Here is a 22,352-nt window from a genome sequence, read left to right as displayed (position 1 = left end):
CGACCGACAAGAACCCCTGTTTTCCTCTCGAGCATCCGAACCATGTCCAAGACCATCGTCCTCGCCTTCTCCGGCGGCCTCGACACCAGCTTCTGCGTGCCTTACCTCCAGGAGCGCGGCTGGGAAGTCCACACCGTGTTCGCCGACACCGGCGGCGTCGACGCCGAGGAGAAGGCCTGGATCGAAGCCCGTGCGCATGAACTGAAGGTCGCCAGCCACGTCACCGTCGACGGCGGCCCGGCCATCTGGGCCGGCTTCGTGAAGCCCTTCGTCTGGGCCGGCGAGCCCTACCAGGGCCAGTACCCGCTGCTGGTCTCCGACCGCTATCTCATCGTCGAAGCGGCGCTGCAGCGCTGCGCCGAGCTGGGCACGAAGGCCATCGCGCACGGCTGCACCGGCATGGGCAACGACCAGGTGCGCTTCGACCTCGCCATCAAGGCGCTGGGCGACTACGAGATCGTCGCGCCGATCCGCGAAATCCAGAAGGAGCACAAGGAAGTCCGCGCCTACGAGCAGGCCTACCTCGAAGCGCGCGGCTTCGCGGTGCGCGCCAAGCAGAAGAGCTACACGATCAACGAGAACCTGCTCGGCGTGACCATGAGCGGCGGCGAGATCGACCGCTGGGAAGCACCGGGCCCGGGTGCGAAGGGCTGGTGCGCGCCGCGCAGCGAGTGGCCGACCGCGCCGCTGGAGCTGACGCTCGGCTTCACCAACGGCGAAGCGGTGACTTTGAACGGCGAGGCCCTGCCGGGCCAAGTGATTCTCGCCAAGCTCAATGCGGCGCTGGCGCCCTATGGCGTCGGCCGTGGCCTGTACACGGGCGATACGACGATCGGCCTGAAGGGCCGGATCATCTACGAGGCCCCGGGCCTTGCGGCCCTGCTGACGGCGCACCGCGCGCTGGAGGAGGCTGTGCTCACCAAGAACCAGAACCGCTTCAAGCCCGAGATCGGCCGCAAGTGGACCGAGCTGGTCTACGAGGGCTTCTTCCACGACCCGCTGAAGACCGACGTCGAGGCCTTCCTTGCTTCGTCGCAGCGCACGGTCAACGGCACGGTGACGCTCCGCACCGAGGGCGGCCGCGTGGATGCGGTGGCCATCCAGTCGCCGCACATCCTCAACGCCAAGGGCGCGACCTACGCGCAGGCCGCGGACTGGGGCGTGGCCGAGGCCGAGGGCTTCATCCGCCTCTACGGCATGAGCAGCACGCTGTGGGCCGAGGTGAACCGGTGAGCGAGGCCCTCGCCAGCACGCTGGAGCACCTCGAAGCCCTCGTCGGCTTCGACACGCGCAACCCGCCACGGGCCATCGGCACCGGCGGGATGTTCGACTACCTGCAGGCGAACCTGCCGGGCTTCCGCTTCCAGTTGACCGATTTCGGCGCTGGTGCGGTGGCCCTGCTGGCCGTGCGCGGCAACCCGACCCGGGTGTTCAACGTGCACATGGACACCGTGCCCGACTCGCCGGCGTGGACGGCCAGCCCGCACGTGCTGCGCGTGACGGCCGATCGCGCCATCGGCCTCGGCGCCTGCGACATCAAGGGCGCGGCGGCGGCGATGCTGGCGGCGGCAGCCCGCACCACGGGCGATGCGGCCTTCCTGTTCACCACCGATGAAGAAGCCAACGATGCCCGCTGCATCGCCGGCTTCCTCGCCCAAGGCCATGGCTTCACCGAGGCCGTGGTCGCGGAACCGACGGGCTGCGAGGCCGTGCTGGCGCATCGCGGCATCGCCTCGGTGCTGATGAAGTTCCAGGGCCAAGCCGGGCACGCCTCGGCGGCGAACGCCTTGAAGCTGTCGGCCCTGCATCAGGCCATCCACTGGGGCGAGGCGGCCTTGGCCTTCGTCGAATCGCAGGCGCACCAGCGCTTCGGCGGGCTGACCGGGCTGCGCTTCAACATCGGCCGCGTCGAAGGCGGCATCAAAGCCAACATGATCGCGCCGAGCGCCGAGGTACGTTTCGGCTTCCGGCCGCTGCCCAGCATGGATGTCGCGCAGTTGCACGCGCACTTCGAGGGGCTGGCGGATCCGGCCGCGCTCGCGCACTACGAGGCGACGTTCTACGGCCCCTCGCTGCCGGCGGGTGAGGTCGCGCAGGCAGAGGGCAAGCGCCTCGCCGCGCGCGATCTCGCCGATGAACTGGGCTTGCCGATCGGCAACGCCGTCGACTTCTGGACCGAAGCCAGCCTGTTCTCGCAGGCGGGCATGACGGCCCTCGTGTTCGGCCCCGGCGACATCGCCCAGGCCCACACCGCCGACGAGTGGGTCGCGCTCGACCAACTCGCCTCGTACACCGACCACCTGATCCGACTGTTCTCGCGGCCATGACCGACCTTCGAACCACCATCGTCCGCCTGCTCTCCAACATGGCGAGCGCCAAGGAGATCCAGCAGTACCTGAAGCGCTTCAGCTCGGTGGACGCCGCGCGCTTCGCCGTCGTCAAGGTCGGCGGCGCGATCCTTCGCGACGACATGGAATCGCTGATTTCCTCGCTCAGCTTCCTGCAGCAGGTGGGCCTGACGCCGGTGGTGATCCACGGCGCCGGCCCGCAGCTGGACGAGGAGATGGCCGCTGCCGGCATCACCAAGCAGACCGTCGACGGCCTGCGCGTCACGCCACCCGAGGTGCTGGCCGTCGTGCGCCGCGTACTGGTGCGCGAGAACCTGCGCCTCGTCGATGCGCTGCAGGAAGCGGGCGTGCGCGCCACATCGATCCAGACCGGCGTGTTCGAGGCCGAGATCGTCGACCGCGAGCGCCTCGGCCTCGTCGGCGATGTGAAGCGCGTCGAGCGCGAGGGCGTCGAGGCGGCGATCCGCGCGAATTCCATTCCTGTGATCTGTTCGCTCGGCGAGACGAAGGACGGCCAGATCGTCAACGTCAACGCCGACTGGGCGGCCAACGAGCTGGTGAAGTCGCTGCAGCCCTACAAGATCATTTTCCTCACCGGCACCGGTGGCCTGCTGGACGGGGAGGGCAGGCTGATCGATTCGATCAACCTCAGCACCGACCGCGAGCGCCTGATGGCGGCCCCGTGGCTGACCGGCGGCATGCGGGTGAAGATCGAGCAGATCGCTGACCTGCTGGACGCGCTGCCGCCCTCGTCCTCGGTGTCGATCACCAAGCCCGACGAACTGGCCAAGGAGCTGTTCACCCATCGCGGCTCGGGGACGCTGGTGCGTCGCGGCGAGGCGATCCACGTGTTCGAGCGCTGGGACCAGGTCGATCTGCCGCGCTTGAAGCATCTGATCGAATCCGGTTTCGGCCGCGCGCTCACGCTGGACTACTTCGAGCGCACCGTGCCGTGGCGCATCTACGTCTCGGCCAACTACCGCGCCGCGCTGGTCCTGACCGAAGAGAACGGCATCCCGCACCTCGACAAGTTCGCCGTCGCCGACGACGCCAAGGGCGAGGGCCTCGGGCGTGCCGCGTGGGACGTGATGCGTGCGGAGACGCCGCGGCTGTTCTGGCGTTCGCGCAGCACGAATGCGATCAATGATTTCTACTTCGACCAGTCGGAGGGCGCTCTGAAGGGCGACCCGTGGACGGTGTTCTGGTACGGCCTCGAGGGCTTCGATGACATCCGCTTCGCCGTCGAACACTGCCGCACCCGTCCGGCCACGTTGAAGCTGGGGGCCGCCGCATGAGCGCCTGGACCATCGTGCCCACGTTGACGGGCCGATACGTGATGCTCGAGCCGCTGGCGCGGGAACATGTCCCCGGGCTGCAAGACGCGGTTCGCGACGGCGAACTCTGGAAGCCGGGGTACACCGCGATTCCCGCACCGGACGGCATGGTGGCCTACGTTGACAAGGCCTTGGCACTTCGCGATGCCGGGCAGGCCCTCCCGTTCGTCGTGCGTGACGCCGACGGCATGATCGTCGGCAGCACCCGTTTCGGCGACATCGAGGCCATGCACCGTCGGGTGCAGATCGGCTGGACGTGGTACGCGAAGCGCGTCCAACGCACCGGGCTCAACACCGAGGCCAAGGCCCTGCTGCTCACGCATGCCTTTGAAACCATGGAATGCCGCCGCGTGGAGTTCTTCACGCACGTCATGAACCACGCCTCGCGTGCCGCGATCGCCCGGCTCGGTGCCAAGGAGGAGGGCGTGCTGCGCAACCACCTGCGGATGCCGGACGGCCATTGGCGCGACACCGTGGTGTTCTCGATCATCGACGGTGAATGGCCTTCGGTTCGTGGGCACCTCAAACAACTGATGGCACGCCAAGGAGACATCGCATGATCCGTGTCGGCCTTGTCGGTGCCCGCGGCTACGTTGGCACCGAACTCATCAAGCTGCTCGCAGCGCATCCCGGGTTCGAGATCGCCTTCGTGTCCTCGCGCGAGCGCGAGGGCCAACGTCTCGCCGACCACGAGCCGGCCTACCGCGGCGAATTGCGCTACACGGCACTGGATGCGGCCGGCGTCGCGACGAGCGGCGTGGATGCCGTGGTGCTCGGCCTGCCGAATGGGCTGGCCGCACCCTACGTCGCCGCCGTCGATGCCATCGCCCCGGGCATGGCCATCGTCGATCTGTCGGCCGATTTCCGCTTTGATTCCTCGTGGGCCTACGGCCTGCCCGAGCGGAACCGCGCGGCGCTCGATGGTGCAACGCGCATCAGCAATCCCGGGTGCTACGCGACGGCGATGCAACTGGCCCTGGCGCCGGTCCTGGATCTCGTCGACGGCCCCGCGCAGTGCTTCGGCGTGTCCGGCTACAGCGGTGCCGGCACGACGCCGAGCGACAAGAACGACCCGGCCAAGCTGCACGACAACCTGATGCCGTACGCGCTGGTGAACCACGTGCACGAGCGCGAGGTGACCCGCCACCTCGGCCATCCCGTCGAGTTCATGCCGCACGTGGCGCCGCATTTCCGCGGCATCACCATGACGGTCAATGCCCACCTGCGCGCGCCCGCGACGCTCGATGCGCTTCGCGCCCGCTACGCGACGGCCTACGCCAACGAGCCGCTGGTCCGGGTGGTCGATGGCGCGCCGTGGGTTTCGCGCATCGCGAACCGGCACGGCGTCGAGATCGGTGGCTTCGCGGTGTCGGACGACGGTCGGCGCTTGGTCGTGGTCAGCACCCTCGACAACCTGCTGAAGGGCGCCGCAACGCAGGCCCTGCAGAACCTCAACCTCGCGTTCGGCCAGGCCGAGACGACGGGCCTCACCGTGGAGTGGGCGGCATGAGCAACGTCTTGTGGGCCAAGCCCGGCATGGACATCGACGCGGACATTCAGCGTTTCCTCGCGGGCGACGATGTCATCCTCGATCGCGAGTTCATCCGCTACGACATCCGTGCCAGCGGCGCGCATGCCGAAGGCTTGGAACGCATCGGCATCCTCACTGCCGACGAGCGGGCCGCGATCGCCCGGGAATTGGCGGAACTCGATGCCGACGTGGCGGCGGGCCGCTTCCTCCTCGACGATCGCTTCGAGGACATGCATTCCGCCATCGAGGCCCGCCTGATCGAACGTCTCGGCGATGTGGGCAAGAAGATCCACACCGGCCGCAGCCGCAACGACCAGGTGCTGGTGGCGACGCGCCTGTGGCTGAAGGACCGTCTTGCGCATGCGGCGTCGCTCTGCCACGCCGCCGCCGGCGTCGCGCTCGAGCGCGCCGCGAAGGAGGGCGAGCTGCCGCTGCCGGGCTACACCCACTTGCAGCGCGCGATGGTGTCGAGCGCGGCGATGTGGTGGGCCGGTTGGGCCGAGGCCTTCCTCGACGATGCCGACCGCCTGCGCGCCACGGCACGCTGGATCGATGCGAATCCGCTCGGTTCGGCGGCCGGTTATGGCGTGAACCTCGCCTTGGACCGTGACCACACCACCAGTGCCCTCGGCTTCGGCCGCATGCAGGTCGCCGCCACGTACGCGCAGCTCTCGCGCGGCAAGTTCGAGCTCGCCGCCTTGGAAGCGCTCGGCTCCGGACTGCTCGACCTTCGCCGGCTCGCGTGGGATCTATCGCTGTTCGCCAGCGCGGAGTACACGTTCGTGCGGCTTCCGGCGAAGTACACGACGGGCAGCTCGCTGATGCCGAACAAGCGCAATCCCGATGTCATCGAGCTGATGCGTGGCGTGTACGCCTCCGTCGCCGCGGCGAAGATCGAAGTGGAGCAGCTGCTCTCGCTGCCGTCGGGCTACCACCGCGACCTGCAGTACTCGAAGGGCGCCATCGTGCATGGCTTCGGTCGTGGCCTGGCGGCACTGGGTTTGCTGCCGGACCTGCTGCGGGCGTTGGAATGGCAGCCGGAGCGCATGCGTGCCGCCATCGAGCCTTCGATGTACGCCACCGATCTGGCCGTTGAACTCTCCGCTGGGGGCATGCCGTTCCGCGACGCCTACCAGCAGGCCGCGGACCCGACGCAATGGGCCGAGCGTGATCCGCAGGGCAGCCTCGAATCGCGGGTGTCGCCGGGTGCTGCGGGCGATCTCAGGCTGTCCGTTCTCGTCGCCCGCTGGTCGTCCTTGAACCGCTGAGGCGAAGGCCGGGACGCCTCGCTCAGCGCAGGATCGAGCGGTTGGCGTCGGCCCGGCGCGATTCGAGGGCGCGGAGGACGCGATTCATCGCGTCGCCGATGCGGTCATGCGAATCGCGGGGTTCGCGCAGGCCGAGCGCACGCTCGAGGTCGGCGAAGTTGGCATCGTCCGGAAGGGCGTTGAGCGCGTCGATGATCCGGTTCACCGCGTCCAGCGTTGGCTTCAGCTCCACGGCCTTCAGGTTCGCGAGGACGAGGCTTCCTCCGAGGGCGAGGACGAGGGGTGACCAGGCCGGCTGGGCCGGGACCGCGCCACCGTCCGGATCGGAGCGCAGGGCGAGGGTGTTCACGCGTTTTTCCGCGGCACGCCAGCCACTGTGTGGGGCGATGCGGCCGCGCGCCGAGATGTCGAAGGCGTCAACGTGGGGAATCGGGGCGATCGCATCCATGGCTCGTCTGGGTGTCAATAACTGTCAATAAGTGCAGTCTGTCACGCATCGACCCCCGTGTGTATGAACGTTTCGTCAGAAATCACTCCGCGGGCGTCGGTGCCCGCAGAAGGCGCCAAGCGAGGCCCCCGACGACCAGCGCCCCGAGGCCCAAGACCGCCCAGAGGCCCCACCGCCCCACGTCGGTCGGTGGCGCCAGGGCCGCGGCTCCGGCCAAGGTCTGGGCCGCGCCGACGCCGGCCAGCGGCGGCTGCCAGTCCGCCCCCTGCCGTCGACGGATGGCCGCGAGGGTGTCTTCCATGCCCACCGACGCCTGTCGGAGGCGGGCGCTGCCGGCCAGCAAGCGAAAGGGCGGCGTGCCGTTCGCCATCACGATGACGCGGTCCGGGGCATAGCCGAGCACGAGGCTGGGGGGCCGTGCGGGCTGCGCCAGCTGGATCCGCAGCGGGCCCATGACGCTGCGCCAAAGGGGCGCCGGGGCGGCTTCAAGCGTTTCGCCGCCAATGGAAAGCCGCCACGCCGTGCCGCTGGCCACTGTCTGCCAGCGCTCCCCGACCTGTTCCTCGATGCGGTACTCGAGGATCCCATCCCCGTTCACGAGTCGGACCTCGGCCTGCTGGACGGGCAGGGGACCGAATGGAGCGAAATCGACGCGCAGACCATCCTCGGAGACCGCGACGGCTTCAAGGACACGCGAGGCCAGCGGGGCCGGCTCGGCCTCGCGCCGACGCAAGCCCTCGAGCATGGCCACGATGGGCAGGGCGGATTCCCCGGTGACCGGGCGTAGCGCCAGGTAGCGATGCGTGGTGCGGGCGAAGCGCAGGTCCAGTCGCTCGATGCGACGTCCGTCGCTGGACGCGCGGAGCACGGGGAGGGCGGATTGCAGGTCCTCCCAATGCACCAGATCGTCGGAGCCGCGGATGTCGACCAGCGTCCGGAAATCGGCGTCACTCTGTGGCCTCAGGCGGAGGCCATCGAGACCTCGCCGCGCCTCGGCGCCGACGTCGATCAGCCATTCGGCGGGGGCGGAGCCGTATGCGACAACGTCGGTGCTTCGCAGATCCAGGGCTGACAGCGTGCCTTCGGCATCGCGGCGCACATGCAGTTCCAAAGCACCCGGCATCGACGCGGCGTCACCCGGCACGGCGATCGGCAGCGGCAGCGCAAAGGCTTCCGGCGCCTGCGGCGGGGCGGGCGGCGGCGGGCGATGCAGGCTGATCGGCTGCTCGCGCCCTTGAGCGTCCACCACGACGAGGTCGGCCAGGTCGGAGGTTGTCAGCGTCGCGTAGGCCTCGGCAGGGAGTTCGATCGCGAACACCGGCGCGTCTGCGGGCGCGTCGATGGGGAAGGCGAGCGCGAAGTCCGCGTCGCTGGCGAGCACCGGCACGGCGGACACCGCCACCGCCATCGCGAAAACCAGAGAGCGATTGGCAGGGCGGGTCATTCGGAAGCCTCCAGACGGCTTGGGGGACGGGGCGCGAGTCGGCCGACGATCACCAACAGGCCGCCGACGGTCAGGAAGGACACGATGCCGAGCAGGTCGCCGAGGTTCTCGCGGTCGACCAGCAGCAGTTTCAGTAGCACGGCCGCCAGCAGCAGCGCGCCGAAGGTCCACAGCGGGCGGCTCCCGCGGCGCGAACCGAGGACCCAGCACACCACGCCGGCCAGCGACCACACGACACTGAGTGCGGCCTGCGAGACGGTCCACGACGCGACATCCCCCCAATCCACCGAGGTCATCCACGGCGTGCCTGCGAAGCCCTCGGCGCCCCAATGCCACGATGCCCGCAGGGTCGCCATGGTCATCAAGGTGAACACTGCGGCTCCCAATGCCACGGCCGCGATGGGCCGGGTCGGGGCCTGAGGCGGCAGGCCCTTCAGCCACGCTGCCAGACCCAGCACGCCGATCAGCTGGAACAGCTCGACCGGGTTGAGTAGTGGCACCCAAGGCAGCGGCGCCGCGGTGCCGGCCACCACCTGGGTCACGACCCAGACCGAACCAAGCACGAGCAACGCAAGGCCAAGCGCGATGCGGCGGTAGCCCTGGGCATCCGCGCCCACCGGCCACGCCGCGAGCGTCGGGCGACGGAGCAGCAATGCCGTGAGCGCGGCGAGTGGCAGCCACGGCAGGATCCAGCGCCAGCCGTCCCCGAGGGCCTCGGCGTTGATCGCTTCCAGCCCTTCGCGGATCCCTAGGCCCAAGGCCAAGGTGAGGGCCGCCAGCGCACTGATGTGGGTCGTCGCTTGTCGGCCAGTGAGGCCGCGCATCGTGGGAAGCACCGCGACCATCGCCACGGCCAGCGCGAGCAGGGTGAAGCCCCGGGGCTGCGACAACCAGGACGACGATTCGAGGTAGGCCACGACGACGGCGAAAACGGCGGTCGGCATGGCCAGCGCCGGCAGCCACGCGGGCTTGCGCCAATCGGAAAGGCGACGAAGCCAGGCGGCTAGCAGCGCACTGAGCGCGACGAACAGCAGCCAGCCGGCGCCGAGCTCGAGATCCGCCCCGCCGGTGGAGGCGTAGACATTGTCGAGGCGCTCCACTTCGCGTGCGCCCGCCCAGAACCACCAGCCGAGGGCCGCGGCCGCGAGCAGTGCGCCACCGGCCGAGCGCTGGTTCTCGTGCGCCCGGTCGAGCAGCCACGCGCAGGCCCCCGCACCGGCGACGAGCAGCAGCAGGTTCAGCGTGTGCGCGTTGAGCACGGCCGTGCCGTCATGACCATGTTCGAACGAAGCGACGTAGGCCAAGCCCGCCAGCACCTGCAGGCCGACACCCGCGGCCTGCGGCCAACGGCGCTGTTGCGTCTGTCCGAGCCACAGCAGGGCTACGCCCTGCAGCGCCCAGGTGGCCGAAGTCCAGCGCGCGGAGAGCGCCAGTGGCACGGCGAGGGTGGCGAAGGCGAGGCCGAGGGCCGCCGCGCTCTGGCCAAGCACGCGCAGTTTCTCCTCGCGCCGCGACCACAAGGCCAGCAGCAGGTACACGGCGGCAACCGCGAGGGCCGAGAACGCCAGGGGCATCGTTTCGCCATCGAGCAGCGCCACCTGCATCGGAAACGCGATCAGCGGCGTACCGAACAGGAGGGTCGCATCGACTTTGCCGGGTTCGCGGCCCTTCAGCGCGTAGGCCACGGGGATCGTCACGTACATCAGGAAGAAGGCGACGAGGAACGGCTCGGTCGTACTGAACAGTTCGGGGCGGAAGTACTTCGCGCCCCACAGGGCACCGACGCCGAAGGTGAACACGAAGCCCATCAGGTTCAGCGCACGCCACGGGCGCACCCAGGCCATGGCGAAGACCGCGCCATTGAGTAGCGCGTAGTAACTGAAGAGCGCGACGTGGTTGCCACTGCCGGTCGAGAGCAGGATGGGCGCGAGGTAGCCGCCGAGGAATCCGATGACCGCGAGCCACACCGCGTTCTGGCGGATGGCGAGTACGGCCGCACCAGCGACCAGCACCAGCACCAGGGCGAACGCGAGGCCGGCGGGCAGCAAGTCCGGCACGCGGAAGCTGCCGAACACGGTCAGCAGCAGGATGCCGATGGCGCCGCCCTGCAGGCTGAGCCCGAAAGCGGGGCGCTCGCGGACCTGCTTCAGTCCATAAACGAGCATCGCGATGGCTGCCAGCGCGATGCCGGCGTAGCGCATGGACACGGGCACGGTGAGCCAGCCTGCGCTCGCGGCATAGCGGATCAGCGCGGCGACACCGAACAAAGAAACAAGCAGGCCGAGCTTGACCGGCACGTTGCCTTCGAAAAGGAACACCCGCAGGCGCGCCGCGAAACGCTCGATCGCATCGGGCTCGGCCGGCGGCGCGCGAGAGGCGGCAGGACGTGGTGCAGGGCGCTCGAAAGCGGGCGAGGGGCTTGGGGTGGCTGCGGGTTTCGCGTCGACCATCGACGGGATCGGTGGCGGTTCCTCGGGCGCTGGCGCAGCCGCGGGCGACGTCGATTCCGCCACCGTTCGCGAGGGCTCCGGCGTCGGAGCTTCGGCCGGACGGGCCCGCGATTCGGGCTGCGGGCCACGCCGCGCTTCGAGGTCGCGAAGGCGCGCCGTCAGTGCATCAATGCGGCTGGACTGGCGATGCAGCAATCCGAGCGCGGCAACGATGAGAAAGCCCGCGCCGAAGCCGAACACGGCCTCCGCCTCGGACGCCAGCAAGGCGCCCATCAGGGCTGCGGCGAATGCGAGCACCCAGATCATTGAACGCGTCTCCCCGCGCGTGAAGTCCGCCGCAGTTCATCCGGATTGGGGCGGGACGTCAACGAAGCCTCGACGAGGTGCGCATGCGTCTCGCGTGGCAGCACGCGGAAGCGCGGATTCCGCTACCTGTGGTCCGCCGCCGATCATCGCGGCGCTACCGGGGACGAAAACGCAAAACCCGCCTTTCGGCGGGTTCGGCTTGGAACTTTTGGTCGGGGAGACAGGATTCGAACCTGCGACTTCTACGTCCCGAACGTAGCGCTCTACCAGGCTGAGCTACACCCCGACGGGAGCCGCAAAGAATAGTGGGATTTGCCGCCCATCGCAAGCCCCCCGACACTCTGCCGCCGCGCGTCGCCCTCCTCTCGGCCCCCGATGTTTGCCGTCATCGCGCCACCGCGCCGCCTCGCGGTCGATTTGCGACAATCCGCGGCCTATCGATATCCCCCGGAGAGTCCGCGTGATCAAGCCCCGCACCCCGCCCGGCGTCCTGGAACTGCTGCCTCGCGACCAGATCGCCTTCCAGCGCGTGCTCGACGTGATCCGTCGCAACTACGAGCGCTTCGGTTTCCTGCCGGTCGAAACGCCGGTGTTCGAACTCACCGATGTGCTGCTGACGAAGAGCGGCGGCGAAACCGAGCGCCAGGTGTACTTCGCCCAGTCCACCGGCGCGCTGGAGAAAAAGGACGAAGGCCTGCCGGAACTCGCGCTGCGCTTCGACCTCACCGTGCCGCTGGCCCGCTACGTGGCCGAGCATGAGCACGACCTCGCGTTCCCGTTCCGCCGCTACCAGATGCAACGCGTCTACCGCGGCGAACGCCAGCAGCGCGGGCGTTTCCGCGAGTTCTACCAGTGCGATATCGACGTGATCGGCAAGGACGCGCTCTCGGTGCGCCACGATGCCGAGATGCCCGCAGTGATCCACGCGATCTTCGCCGAGCTCGGCATCGGAAAGTTCACCATCCAGATGAACAACCGCAAGCTGATGCGCGGCTTCTTCGAGCGCCTCGGCGTCGCGGATGGCGCCCTGCAGATGTCGGTGCTGCGCGAGGTGGACAAGATCGACAAGCGCGGTGCCGACTACGTGCGCGACACCTTGACCGGCGAGGGCTTCGGCCTGTCCGCCGAATCGGTCGCGCAGATCCTCGCCTTCGTCTCGGTCCGCTCGAACGGCCACGACGACGCGCTGGCGAAGCTCGATGCCCTCGGTGGCGGTAACGCCACGTTGGAGCAGGGCGTCGCCGAGTTGCGCGAAGTGCTGTCGCTGGTGAGGGCGCTCGGCGTCCCCGAAGCCGACTACGCGATCAACTTCTCGATCGCGCGCGGCCTCGACTACTACACCGGCACCGTCTACGAGACGACGCTCGACGCCCACCCGCAGATCGGCTCGATCTGTTCGGGTGGCCGCTACGACAACCTCGCCAGCCACTACACGAAGTCGCACTTGCCCGGCGTCGGCATCTCCATCGGCGTGACGCGCCTGTTCTGGCAGCTGCGCGAGGCGGGGCTCATCGCCACGGCGGAGAGCAGCGTCGAATGCCTCGTCGCCCTGATGGACGATGCCGGCCTCGCTGATGCCCTGGCGCTCGGCAGCCGCCTGCGCACGGGCGGCATCAACGCCGAAGTGCAGCTCGAGCCGAAGAAGCTGGCCAAGCAGTTCCAGTACGCCGACCGCGCCGGCATCCGCTTCGTGCTGCTGCGTGGCGAGGACGAGCTGGCCAAGGGCACCGTCGCGGTGAAGGATTTGCGCCGCAACGAGCAGTTCGAAGTCGCGGAATCCGAGCTTGTCGCGGCCCTGAAGGTCGAGCTGGCGCAACATCGCGCGCTCGCGGGGCGCTGACGTGGCCGCCGCTCCCCAAGCCATCCGCCTCGACGGCGCGTCCCTCACCCGCGAACAGGTCGTGGCCGTCGCTCGCGGCGCGTCGGTCGTGCTCGATGCGACGCAGCTCCGCGCCGTGCAGCGCACCGCGGATTTCCTCGCCGAGCAGGTCCGCCGGCAGGAGCCGCTCTATGGCGTTTCGACCGGTTTCGGCAGCAATGCCGACCGGCTGCTGGGCGCGCACCGCCTTCGCGGCGACGGCGAAGCCGGCACCACGCTGCACGAGGAGCTGCAGGAAAACCTGATCACCACGCATGCGGTGTGCATCGGCGAACCGTTCCCCGAGGACGTCGTGCGCGCGATGCTGGTCATCCGCATCAACACGCTGATGAAGGGCCACTCCGGCGTGCGCTCCAGCACGCTCGAGGCCTACGCCGCGATGCTCAACGCCGGCATCGTGCCGGTGGTGCCGAAGCTGGGCTCCGTCGGCGCGAGCGGCGACCTCGCCCCGCTGTCGCACCTCGCCATCGTGCTGCTGGGGCAGGGCGAAGCCTTCTTCCGTGGCGAACGGCTGTCGGGCGGCGAGGCGCTGAAGCGCGCCGGGCTCTCCCCGATCCGCCTCTCGTACAAGGAAGGCCTTGCACTCAACAATGGCACCGCGCAGATGCTGGCCACGGCCGTGCTTTGCGCGGCGCGCCTCGAGACGCTCGTGGACCTCGCCGATCGCTGCGCGGCGATGACGATCGACGCTTTCGCCGGTCGCCGACGTGCCTTTGATGCGCACGTGCACGCATTGCGTCCGCACCCCGGCCAGGTGGCCAGTGCGGCGAACCTGCGGGCATTGCTCGACAGCTCGACGCTCTCCGAAATCGCCTACCACCTCGTCCCACGCGCGAAGCCCTGGCTGCCGTCAAGCTGGCCGAATGCCTCGCTCGCCGCGCTGAGCTTCGATATCGGCTGGGACTGGGTGCCCGCCGACCAGCGCCATGGCCGCGAGCGCTTTTACCAGCGCTTCAAGCCCTTCCGCGGTGGGAAGAAGCACCAGCCGCAGGACAGCTACAGCCTGCGCTGCGTGCCGCAGGTGCACGGCGCGGTGCGCGATGCGCTGGCCCAGCTGCAGCGGGTCGTCGATGTCGAGCTCAATGCCGTGACCGACAACCCGCTGATCTTCCCGGACCTCGACGGCGCGAAGCACATCGAGGACCAGGTGGTCTCCGCCGGTCACTTCCATGGCATGCCGATCGCTCTGGCGATGAGTTACGTCAAGGCGGCGATCCCCGTGCTGGCGTCGATCTCGGAGCGCCGACTCAACAAGCTGGTCGACCCGGCCACCAACGACGGGCTGCCGGCCTTCCTGAGCGGCAACGAGGACGGCACGGATTCGGGCTACATGATCGTGCAGTACACCGCCGCGGCCATCGTCAACGACCTCGCCTCGCGTGCGCATCCGGCCACGGTGTATTCCATACCCACCAGCGCCAACGCCGAAGACCACGTCTCCATGGGCGCGAACGAGGGGCGCCACGTATTGGACATGAGCGCGGACCTCGCCAAAGTGCTCGCACTGGAGCTGATGACCGCGGCGCAGGCTCTGGATTTCCGCCGCGACATGATCGAAGCCGCGCGACGCTTGGCTCGCGAGGCGGACCTCGCGACGTTCGCGTCGAAGGTCGGAAACGCACCGCCCGATCCGCATCCGCAGCGGGCGCAATTCCTCGCTGAGTGCGATGCCCTCCGTGCCGAGCTGGCGTCCTCGGCGGGCTTCACGCCGGGCCGCGAGGTGGCCGACCTGCATGCGACCTTCCGCAGCAAAGTGGCCTTCCTCGGAAAGGACCGCGCCCTCGACGGCGACGTCGCCGCCGCCGTGGCATTCGTGGAGGGTTGGCTGGCGCGCTGAATCAGCGGGCCAGCAGCTCCACCTTCGCGACCTGCCCGTTGCGAGCGTCGGTCAGGACATACAGCGCGCCGTCCGGGCCCTGGCGAACGTCACGGATGCGCTCGTTCCAATCGTCGAGCAGCACCTCGGTGTCCGCCACGCGCTCTCCATCGAGTACGAGCCGCTGGAGGTGCGTCAGCGCCAGCGAACCGACGAAGGCGTTTCCCTTCCACGCCGGGAAGCGGTCGGCCGTGTAGAACGCGAAGCCCGAGGCGCCGATGGACGGCGTCCACTGGTGCAGCGGTTGCTCCATGCCGTCCTTTTCCTTGAGGCCGTCACCGATCGTTGAACCGTTGTAGTTGATGCCGTAGGTGATCACCGGCCAGCCGTAGTTGCGGCCTGCGCGTGGCACGTTGATCTCGTCGCCACCGCGGGGACCGTGTTCGTGGGTCCAGACGAGGCCGGTCTGCGGATGCAGGGCCATACCCTGGATGTTGCGATGGCCGAAGCTGAACACGCCGGGATGCGTGCCTTCGCGGGCGGCGAGCGGAAGGCCCGCCACCGGGGTGCCGTCCTCGTTGAGCTTGAACAGCTTGCCCTGGCCACGGGTGAGGTCTTGGGCGGTGTCCTGCATGCCGCGATCGCCGGAGCTGACGTAGAGCTTGCCCTCGCGGTCGAAGACCAAGCGGGAGCCGTAGTGGAACCCGGTGTCGACCTTCGGTGCCTGGCGGAAGATCACCTGCACGTCCGTCAGAGTCTCGCCCTCGAGGCGGCCCCGGGCCACCGAGGTGCCGGCGCCACCGCTGCCGGGCTCCGAGAAGCTCAGGTACACCAGACCGTTCTCGGCGAACTTCGGATGCAGCACGACATCGAGCAGGCCGCCCTGGCCGCGGGCCTGCACGCGCGGCACGCCGGCGATGGGGCGGGAGAGCGTCCCGTCGGCGTTGACGATGCGGAGGCGCCCCGGCCGCTCCGTCACCAGCATCCGGCCATCGGGCAGGAAGGCGAGGCCCCAGGGGTGCTCGAGGCCTTTGGCCACGGTGGTCACCCGGACGGGGCCGTTCTCGCTCGCGAATTCGTGGGATTCCGCGGCCAGCGTCGAAGCGGCGGGAAGGGCCAAGGCAAGGGCGAGGAGAGCGGCGATTGGGCGTCGGGACATGGTCGGCGGAGTCAGGAAGGACAGCAGAGTGTCACGGCGTCCGCATCAAGGGCGCGTCACCGCGCCTGCCGGGCGGACTTCGCCGGGATCCGCTCTTCGCCGGACGGCGCCGCCGAGGGCGCGGTGGCGGGGCGCTTTCCGCGCGGCGTGGCCGTGGGCGGCTCGATGCGGAGTACGCGGCCGTTGCTGTCGTCGGTCAGGGCGTAGACATTGCCGTCCGCACCGACGCGCACGTCCCGAATGCGCCAGTTCAGGCCCGAGAGCAGTTGCTCCTGCGCAACGACGCGGTTGTCGACGTCGAGACAGAGCCGATGGACGCTGCGCGAGACGAGGCCGCCCACCAGAACGCTGCCAATCCACTCCGGCGATTTCGGGTGGTTGTAGAAGGCCAGACCGCTCGTACCGATCGAGGGAACCCAGTAGTGCTGCGGTTGCTCGAGGCCAGCCGCGCTGGTGCCCGTGGCTTCCGGAATCGGGCGGTCGTCGTAGCCGATGCCCCAGGTGATCGTCGGCCAGCCGTAACTCAGGCCGCGGCCGACGCGGTTGAGTTCGTCGCCGCCTTTCGGGCCGTGCTCGTTCATCCACAGCTGGCCGGTGACCGGATGGAAGGCCATGCCCTGCGGGCTGCGGTGGCCGGTGGACCAGATTTCCGGCAACCACGCACTGTTGCCGACGAAGGGGTTGTCGGGGGGCGCCGTGCCGTCGGTGCGGATGCGCACGATCTTGCCTTGGTGCTGGTTCTGCCGCTGTGCCGTCGCATTGCTGAAGTTGTCGCCCGAGGTGACGTAGAGGAAGCCATCGGGGCCGAAGGCGAGGCGAGAGCCGAAGTGGCCCTGCGTGTTGAGCTTGGGTGTGGCGCGGAAGATCACACGCTGCCGTTCACCAGGCCGGTGCTGCCGGCGTTCAATTCACCCCGGTACACCGCCGTGCCCGCCGTGCCGTTCGTGCCCGGCTCGGCGAAGCTGAGGTAGACGCGACGGTTGGTGGCGAAGGCCGGATCGAGCGCCACGTCCAGCAGGCCGCCCTGGCCCTGCGCGAACACCGCCGGAACACCGGTCAGTGCCGTGGAGACGCCGCCCTGCGGTGTGACGACCCGCAGCCGACCCGGACGCTCGGTGACGAGGAAATTGCCATCGGGCAGGAACGCCAGCCCCCAGGGATTCTGCAGGCCGGTGGCGATCGTGGTGACACGCACAGTGCCCAGCTGGCTGGGGGTGTTCTGGGTGTTGGCCTGCGCGGCGGCAGCCGAGGGCCAGAGCGCGGCGGCGAGCAGGGAGCCGAGGGTGACGGCGAGGGCAGTACGGCGCATGGGGATGGCCTCCGGGGGAAGGAGCCGAGAGGCTAGCGCGGCCCCGATGCCACGACGTTAACGCGGCGTTGTTGCGGCGCGACACGCCGATGCGGCAGCGTGGCCAGCCACCACGCCGCTCGCAAAGCAAGCGGTAAGGAGGTAGCCGCCGGTCGGGGCGTCCCAGTCGAGCATTTCCCCGCAGGCGAACCAGCCGGGCAGGGCGCTGAGTCCGAGCTTCACGTCGACCGCGCCCATGGCGAGCCCGCCCGCTGTGCTGATGGCCTCGGCGATGGGCCGCGGTGCACCGAGACGTACTGGCAGGCGCTTGATGGCCTGCGCCAAACGCCCGGCGTCCGCGAGATCGGCAGGCGGCAGACTTTCGCGCAGCAGGGCCGCTTTCGCGCCGTCGAGTTTCAGTCGGCGGCGCAGGACCTCGCTGAGCGAGCGGCCCTCGCGGGGCTTGGCCAGCGCATCGCGAACGCGCTCGGGCGGGAGCCCGGGGACGAGATCCAGCCCGATGTCCACGTGGCCGTCCCGACGCAAGGCGGCCCGAAGGTCCGGGCCGATGGCGTAGATGAGGCTGCCTTCGATGCCGTGCGCCGACAGGACGCATTCGCCCTGCATTTGGCGTTCGCGCCCACTGGCGTCCCGCCAATGCGCGATCACCGGTTTCAATGGTGCGCCGGCGAACTTCGTGGCGATGAAGGGGCTCCACGCCACGTCGAAGCCGCAATTGGAAGCTTCCAGCGGCACCGTGGGCACTCCGCGCTCGGCCAGCCACGGCAGCCACGCACCGTCGGAGCCGAGTTGCGGCCAGCTTCCCCCGCCGAGGGCCAGCACCACGGCCCGGGCCTCGAGACGTCGAGGCCCGTCGGGGCCTTCGAGCAGGGCATGACCGTCGCTATCGAATCCCGTCCAGCGTTGCCGCATGTGCATGCGGACGCCCTCCTGCTTCAGACGCGCCACCCAGGCGCGCAGCAGCGGCGCGGCCTTCATGTCGTTAGGGAAGACCCGCCCCGAGCTGCCGACGAAGGTCTCGACGCCGAGCTCCCTCGCCCAGGCACGGAGCTGTTCGTTGTCGAAGGCGTCCAGCCAGTGTGCGACATCGCCTGTGCCCCGGCTGTAGCGCTGCTCGAAACGGGGGCGCGCATCGCTATGGGTGAGGTTCAATCCCCCGCGGCCGGCGATCAGGAATTTCCGGCCCACCGACGGCTTGGCTTCGAACAGGTCGACTTCGACGCCCGCACGGCGGGCCACTTCCGCGGCCATCAGGCCCGCCGGCCCGCCGCCGATGATGGCGACGCCGGGGCAGACCCATGCCTGGGTGTTCGCGCCGCTCACGGAACCGCGCTCAACGCGCTGGCTCGACGGCCAGCAGTTCGACTTCGAAGATCAGGGGCTGGTGCGGCGGAATCACGCCACCCGCGCCGCGGCTGCCGTAGCCGAGGTCGGCGGGAATCGCGAGCTCGCGCAGCTCGCCGACCTTCATGCCCACGACGCCCTCGTCCCAGCCGCGGATGACTACGCCACGCCCCAAGGGGAAGTCGAAGGCCTCGCCCCGCGGACGCGAGCTGTCGAACTCCGTGCCTTTCCGGCCGGCGACGCGCTCGTCGTAAAGCCAGCCGGTGTAGTGCACGCGGACGGTGTCACCGCTGCGCGCCACGGCACCATTGCCTGCGCGCAGCACGGTGATCTCGAGATCGGCCGGGCTGCCGCCCGCGGGAGGTCCCTCGGGTGCGCGGCAGCCTGCGAGCAGCACGGCCGCGAGGGCCAGCGCCGCGAAGGGTAGGGAACGGATCACTGTTCGGTCAGGGTGATCGTGTAGTTGCCGTTCTGGTTGCCGTTCGTTCCGACGAAGATCTGGTACTGGCCCGGCGCGAACATGCCGCTGATCTCGGCGTCGAGATCGCCATGGCTGTCGTCGTCGCACCAGGTGCGGTTCGGGCCGACCACCACCAGCGTGGAGTCGGTGGTGCTCTCGACGAAGATCTTCAAGTTCAGGGCCGAGGTCACGGTGAGGCGATGGTCGGGCGTGGTGTCGATGGTGCCCACGCAGGCCTTGCCGAAGCTGCGCGCATCGCGCGAGCCGCCGGTCTCGCCGCGGCTGCGCTGCGGGTCCGGGGTGAAGCCGGCACCGAGCGTGAAGTCTCGGTAGGCCTCGATGCTGCCGTCGCCTCCCGGCCCCGGCCCCGTGCCACCGACGTTCTCGGTGAGGGTGAGCGTGTACTGGCCCGTCTGGCCAAGGTGGCCGACGTACACCTCGTAGCGGCCGGGGCGCAGCACGGCGTTGATCTCGGCGTCGAGCTCGCCGCGGCTGTCGTCGTCGCAGAACGTGCCCGAGGGACCGCGCATCACCAGCGTCGAGTCGGTGGTGCTGGTGGTGTAGAGCTTCAAGTTGACCGCGCTGGTGACCGTGATCACGTGGTCGGGCGTGGTGTCGACGCTGCCACTGCACTGGCCACCAAACGCCTGCGACGCGTCGCGCGCGCCACCGGTGGTGCCGGTGCCCGTCTGCGGGTCGGGAGTGAAGCCGGCGCCGATGCTGAAGTTGCGATAGTCCGAGGCCGTTGCGAGACCGGCAACGAGGGCGGCGCCAAGGGCGATGGACTGCGCGGCGGCGCGGCGGAGGGCGATGCCGTTCATGGCGGCTCCCGTGGTGGTTGCCGGGAAGTCTGGCAACCAGAGGATCAATGTCAAGCTATTGCCCGTTCCCGGCGACCGTCGAGCCCGCATGCCTTCGATCCTAAACATCGCTGCCTATCGGTTCGTCCCGATCGACGACGCGGCATCCCTCCGCGGGCCGATCGCCGCGCGCGCCGACGCGGCGGGCCTCAAGGGCACCGTGCTGGTGGCGCCCGAGGGGATCAATCTCTTTCTCGCCGGCGAGCCGTCGGCACTGCGCGGCTTCCTCGCGTGGCTCGGGGACGACGCCCGGTTTGCCGGTTTGGCCGCCAAGGAGAGCTGGAGCGAGGCCGTTCCTTTCGCGAGGCTCAAGGTGAAGCTCAAGCGCGAGATCATCGCCTTCCGTCGCGATGGCATCGACCCGATCAGGGCGCCGGCGCCTTTCGTCGATCCGCCCACGCTGAAGCGCTGGCTCGACGCGGGGCGCGACGATGTGGGCCGGCCGGTCGTGCTGCTCGACACGCGCAATCGCGAGGAAGTGGCCCACGGCACCTTCGACGGTGCGCTCACCCTGCCGATCGACGACTTCGTGCAACTGCCCGAGGCGCTCGAAGCCGAACGCCATCGGTTGGCCGGTGCCACCGTGGTGAGCTTCTGCACCGGCGGCATCCGCTGCGAGAAGGCCGCGCCCTTGCTCCGTGATCTGTGCTTCGGCGACGTGCGCCAGCTCGAAGGCGGCATCCTTGGCTACTTCGATGCCGTCGGCGGGGCGCATTGGCAGGGCGGGTGTTTCGTCTTTGATGATCGGGTGGCGCTATCCCCCGACCTGCTGCCAGTGGGCAATCCCGACGGGCAGGCCTAGACTCGGCCATCCCGACGGTGCGCGATCTGGCCGATCGCACCCTGATCACCTTCGCCTGCCCGGACACCGTCGACGCATGACCGCCACGCCACTGCTCATCACCTTCGGCCTCTACCTGCTGGTGATGGTGGGCATCGGCGTCTGGGCCTGGTGGCGCACCCGCAGCTTCGACGACTACATCCTCGGCGGCCGCTCGCTCGGCAGCGTGGTCACGGCGCTGTCGGCCGGCGCCTCCGACATGAGCGGTTGGCTGCTGATGGGCCTGCCCGGCGCCCTCTACATCGGCGGCGCGTCGGAGGCGTGGATCGCGATCGGCCTCGTCATCGGCGCTTGGGCGAACTGGAAGTACGTGGCGGGCCCGCTGCGCGTCTACACCGAGCGCACGAGGAACGCGCTCACCTTGCCGGACTACTTCACCCACCGCTTCGAGGACCACGCGAAGTTGCTCCGGGTGTTTTCGGCGACGGTCATCCTCGTCTTCTTCGCCATCTACTGCGCCAGCGGCATCGTCGCCGGTGCACGTCTGTTCGAGAGCGTGTTCGGCCTGCCTTACGCCGAGGCGATCTGGTGGGGGGCCGCGGCCACCATCCTGTACACCTTGATCGGCGGCTTCCTCGCCGTGAGCTGGACCGACACGGTCCAGGCCACGCTGATGATCTTCGCGCTGATCCTCGTGCCGGTGATGGTGGTGATCGGCAGCGGTGGCATCGACGCGAGCCTGGCGCTGATCGGCGAGGCCTCGCCCGCCAAGCTGGATCCCTTCAACGGCGGCGCGCTGGGTTTCGTCGGCATCGTCTCGCTGCTGGCCTGGGGCCTCGGCTATGTGGGGCAGCCGCACATCCTCGCCCGCTTCATGGCCGCCGATTCGCTGAAGACCATCCCGATGGCGCGCCGCATTGGCATGACGTGGATGGTGTTGTGCCTCGGCGGCGCCATGGCCGTCGGCTTCTTCGCGAATGCCTACTTCGCCGTGCATCCCGAACATCTCGGCCCGGTGGCTGCGAACAGCGAACGGGTGTTCATCCAGCTGTCGACGGTGCTGTTCAACCCGTGGGTGGCGGGCGTGCTGCTGTCCGCCATCCTCGCGGCGATCATGAGCACGCTGTCCTGCCAGCTGCTGGTGTGCAGCAGTGCACTCACCGAGGACTTCTACAAGGGCTTCGTGCGGCCGCAAGCCGGGCAGGGCGAACTGGTGTGGTTCGGCCGTGCGATGGTCGCCGCGGTCGCGCTGCTGGCGATCTGGATCGCTCGCGACCCGGATAGCAAGGTGCTGGGCCTCGTCGCTTACGCCTGGGCCGGCTTCGGTGCCGCCTTCGGGCCGGTCGTGATCCTGTCGCTGTTCTGGGGCCGGATGACCCGCAACGGCGCGCTGGCCGGCATGGTCGCCGGTGCGGCAACGGTGATCCTGTGGAAGGAACTCATCGTCGCGGGTGGCCACAGCAGCCTCTACGAGATCGTTCCGGGCTTCATCGCCGCCGCCATTGCCATCGTCGTGGTGAGCCGCTTCGGCTCAGGCCCAAGCGAGGCCATGCGCGAACGCCATGACGGCGTGCGGGCGACGCTGCGCGCCGAAGGCTACTGACCGCCCCTTTCG

Annotated in this window: 19 protein-coding genes and 1 tRNA gene; 10 read left to right on the top strand and 10 right to left on the bottom strand. The window is 69.2% G+C overall.

Annotated elements, in window-relative coordinates; genetic code table 11:
• The first annotated feature begins 42 nt into the window (after positions 1-42).
• The 6 genes from O9280_RS05375 to argH are packed head-to-tail and all read left to right on the top strand — an operon-like array spanning position 43 to position 6,481.
• The gene (locus O9280_RS05375; protein ID WP_298339804.1) at positions 43-1,233 is read left to right on the top strand and encodes an argininosuccinate synthase; all 1,191 of its coding nucleotides are present in this window, start codon (positions 43-45) and stop codon (positions 1,231-1,233) included.
• Positions 1,230-2,327 (top strand): acetylornithine deacetylase, encoded by a 1,098-nt coding sequence (locus O9280_RS05370; RefSeq protein ID WP_298339802.1) that lies wholly within the window; start codon positions 1,230-1,232, stop codon positions 2,325-2,327. The genes O9280_RS05375 and O9280_RS05370 overlap by 4 nt, the downstream gene beginning before the upstream one ends.
• Complete coding sequence (locus O9280_RS05365) at positions 2,324-3,643, top strand: acetylglutamate kinase (protein WP_298339799.1); 1,320 nt, start codon at positions 2,324-2,326, stop codon at positions 3,641-3,643. The genes O9280_RS05370 and O9280_RS05365 overlap by 4 nt, the downstream gene beginning before the upstream one ends.
• Positions 3,640-4,242 (top strand): GNAT family protein, encoded by a 603-nt coding sequence (locus tag O9280_RS05360; protein ID WP_298339796.1) that lies wholly within the window; start codon positions 3,640-3,642, stop codon positions 4,240-4,242. The genes O9280_RS05365 and O9280_RS05360 overlap by 4 nt, the downstream gene beginning before the upstream one ends.
• A complete protein-coding gene (argC, locus tag O9280_RS05355; protein ID WP_298339794.1) occupies positions 4,239-5,192 on the top strand; it encodes an N-acetyl-gamma-glutamyl-phosphate reductase in 954 nt (317 codons plus the stop codon). Before O9280_RS05360 ends, argC begins: the two co-directional genes overlap by 4 nt.
• Positions 5,189-6,481, top strand: coding sequence for an argininosuccinate lyase (gene argH / locus O9280_RS05350; protein WP_298339790.1), 1,293 nt, complete (start codon positions 5,189-5,191; stop codon positions 6,479-6,481). Before argC ends, argH begins: the two co-directional genes overlap by 4 nt.
• Before the next feature lie 22 nt (positions 6,482-6,503).
• On the opposite strand, the gene O9280_RS05345 is transcribed toward argH, so the two are convergent.
• The 4 genes from O9280_RS05345 to O9280_RS05330 all read right to left on the bottom strand — a co-directional run bounded on the left by O9280_RS05345 (position 6,504) and on the right by O9280_RS05330 (position 11,415).
• The gene (locus O9280_RS05345) at positions 6,504-6,929 is read right to left on the bottom strand and encodes a hypothetical protein (RefSeq protein WP_298339787.1); all 426 of its coding nucleotides are present in this window, start codon (positions 6,927-6,929) and stop codon (positions 6,504-6,506) included.
• Between the two features lie 82 nt (positions 6,930-7,011).
• The gene (locus tag O9280_RS05340) at positions 7,012-8,373 is read right to left on the bottom strand and encodes a DUF3999 family protein (protein WP_298339784.1); all 1,362 of its coding nucleotides are present in this window, start codon (positions 8,371-8,373) and stop codon (positions 7,012-7,014) included.
• Positions 8,370-11,129: a DUF2339 domain-containing protein gene (locus O9280_RS05335; RefSeq protein ID WP_298339781.1), complete on the bottom strand. Its 2,760-nt coding sequence runs from the start codon at positions 11,127-11,129 to the stop codon at positions 8,370-8,372. The genes O9280_RS05340 and O9280_RS05335 overlap by 4 nt, the downstream gene beginning before the upstream one ends.
• Positions 11,130-11,338: 209 nt before the next feature.
• Positions 11,339-11,415: transfer RNA gene (locus O9280_RS05330), tRNA-Pro, on the bottom strand.
• Positions 11,416-11,589: 174 nt separating this feature from the next.
• Between O9280_RS05330 and hisS the strand changes: the two genes are divergently transcribed.
• Both hisS and O9280_RS05320 read left to right on the top strand, forming a co-directional pair.
• A complete protein-coding gene (gene hisS, locus O9280_RS05325) occupies positions 11,590-12,969 on the top strand; it encodes a histidine--tRNA ligase (RefSeq protein WP_298339778.1) in 1,380 nt (459 codons plus the stop codon).
• 1 nt (position 12,970) lies between these two features.
• On the top strand, positions 12,971-14,845 hold the full coding sequence (locus O9280_RS05320) for an aromatic amino acid ammonia-lyase (protein WP_298339774.1): 1,875 nt from the start codon (positions 12,971-12,973) through the stop codon (positions 14,843-14,845).
• Between the two features lies 1 nt (position 14,846).
• Here O9280_RS05320 and O9280_RS05315 read toward each other — a convergent pair whose 3' ends face one another.
• From O9280_RS05315 to O9280_RS05290, 6 genes are read right to left on the bottom strand one after another with little or no spacing between them, the layout of a single operon-like run.
• Positions 14,847-15,983 (bottom strand): PQQ-dependent sugar dehydrogenase, encoded by a 1,137-nt coding sequence (locus tag O9280_RS05315; RefSeq protein WP_298339771.1) that lies wholly within the window; start codon positions 15,981-15,983, stop codon positions 14,847-14,849.
• Between the two features lie 56 nt (positions 15,984-16,039).
• Positions 16,040-16,852, bottom strand: coding sequence for a PQQ-dependent sugar dehydrogenase (locus O9280_RS05310; protein WP_298339768.1), 813 nt, complete (start codon positions 16,850-16,852; stop codon positions 16,040-16,042).
• Positions 16,849-17,292 carry a PQQ-dependent sugar dehydrogenase gene (locus O9280_RS05305; protein WP_298339766.1) on the bottom strand — a complete coding sequence of 148 codons (444 nt, stop codon included), beginning with the start codon at positions 17,290-17,292 and terminating at the stop codon, positions 16,849-16,851. Before O9280_RS05305 ends, O9280_RS05310 begins: the two co-directional genes overlap by 4 nt.
• Before the next feature lie 57 nt (positions 17,293-17,349).
• On the bottom strand, positions 17,350-18,615 hold the full coding sequence (locus O9280_RS05300; RefSeq protein ID WP_298339763.1) for a TIGR03862 family flavoprotein: 1,266 nt from the start codon (positions 18,613-18,615) through the stop codon (positions 17,350-17,352).
• 10 nt (positions 18,616-18,625) lie between these two features.
• Positions 18,626-19,072, bottom strand: coding sequence for an FKBP-type peptidyl-prolyl cis-trans isomerase (locus tag O9280_RS05295; RefSeq protein WP_298340609.1), 447 nt, complete (start codon positions 19,070-19,072; stop codon positions 18,626-18,628).
• Positions 19,072-19,917 carry a hypothetical protein gene (locus O9280_RS05290; RefSeq protein ID WP_298339760.1) on the bottom strand — a complete coding sequence of 282 codons (846 nt, stop codon included), beginning with the start codon at positions 19,915-19,917 and terminating at the stop codon, positions 19,072-19,074. Before O9280_RS05290 ends, O9280_RS05295 begins: the two co-directional genes overlap by 1 nt.
• Before the next feature lie 88 nt (positions 19,918-20,005).
• Between O9280_RS05290 and O9280_RS05285 the strand changes: the two genes are divergently transcribed.
• Both O9280_RS05285 and putP read left to right on the top strand, forming a co-directional pair.
• Entirely contained in the window at positions 20,006-20,758 is a 753-nt protein-coding gene (locus tag O9280_RS05285; protein ID WP_298339757.1) for a sulfurtransferase, read from the top strand.
• A 76-nt stretch (positions 20,759-20,834) separates the two neighbouring features.
• Positions 20,835-22,340: a sodium/proline symporter PutP gene (gene putP, locus O9280_RS05280; protein WP_298339754.1), complete on the top strand. Its 1,506-nt coding sequence runs from the start codon at positions 20,835-20,837 to the stop codon at positions 22,338-22,340.
• The last annotated feature ends 12 nt before the right edge of the window (positions 22,341-22,352 follow it).

The sequence above is a fragment of the Silanimonas sp. genome (genome assembly GCF_027531545.1).
Lineage (GTDB): Bacteria > Pseudomonadota > Gammaproteobacteria > Xanthomonadales > Xanthomonadaceae > Silanimonas.
This window is presented reverse-complemented; position numbering and strand designations above follow the sequence as displayed.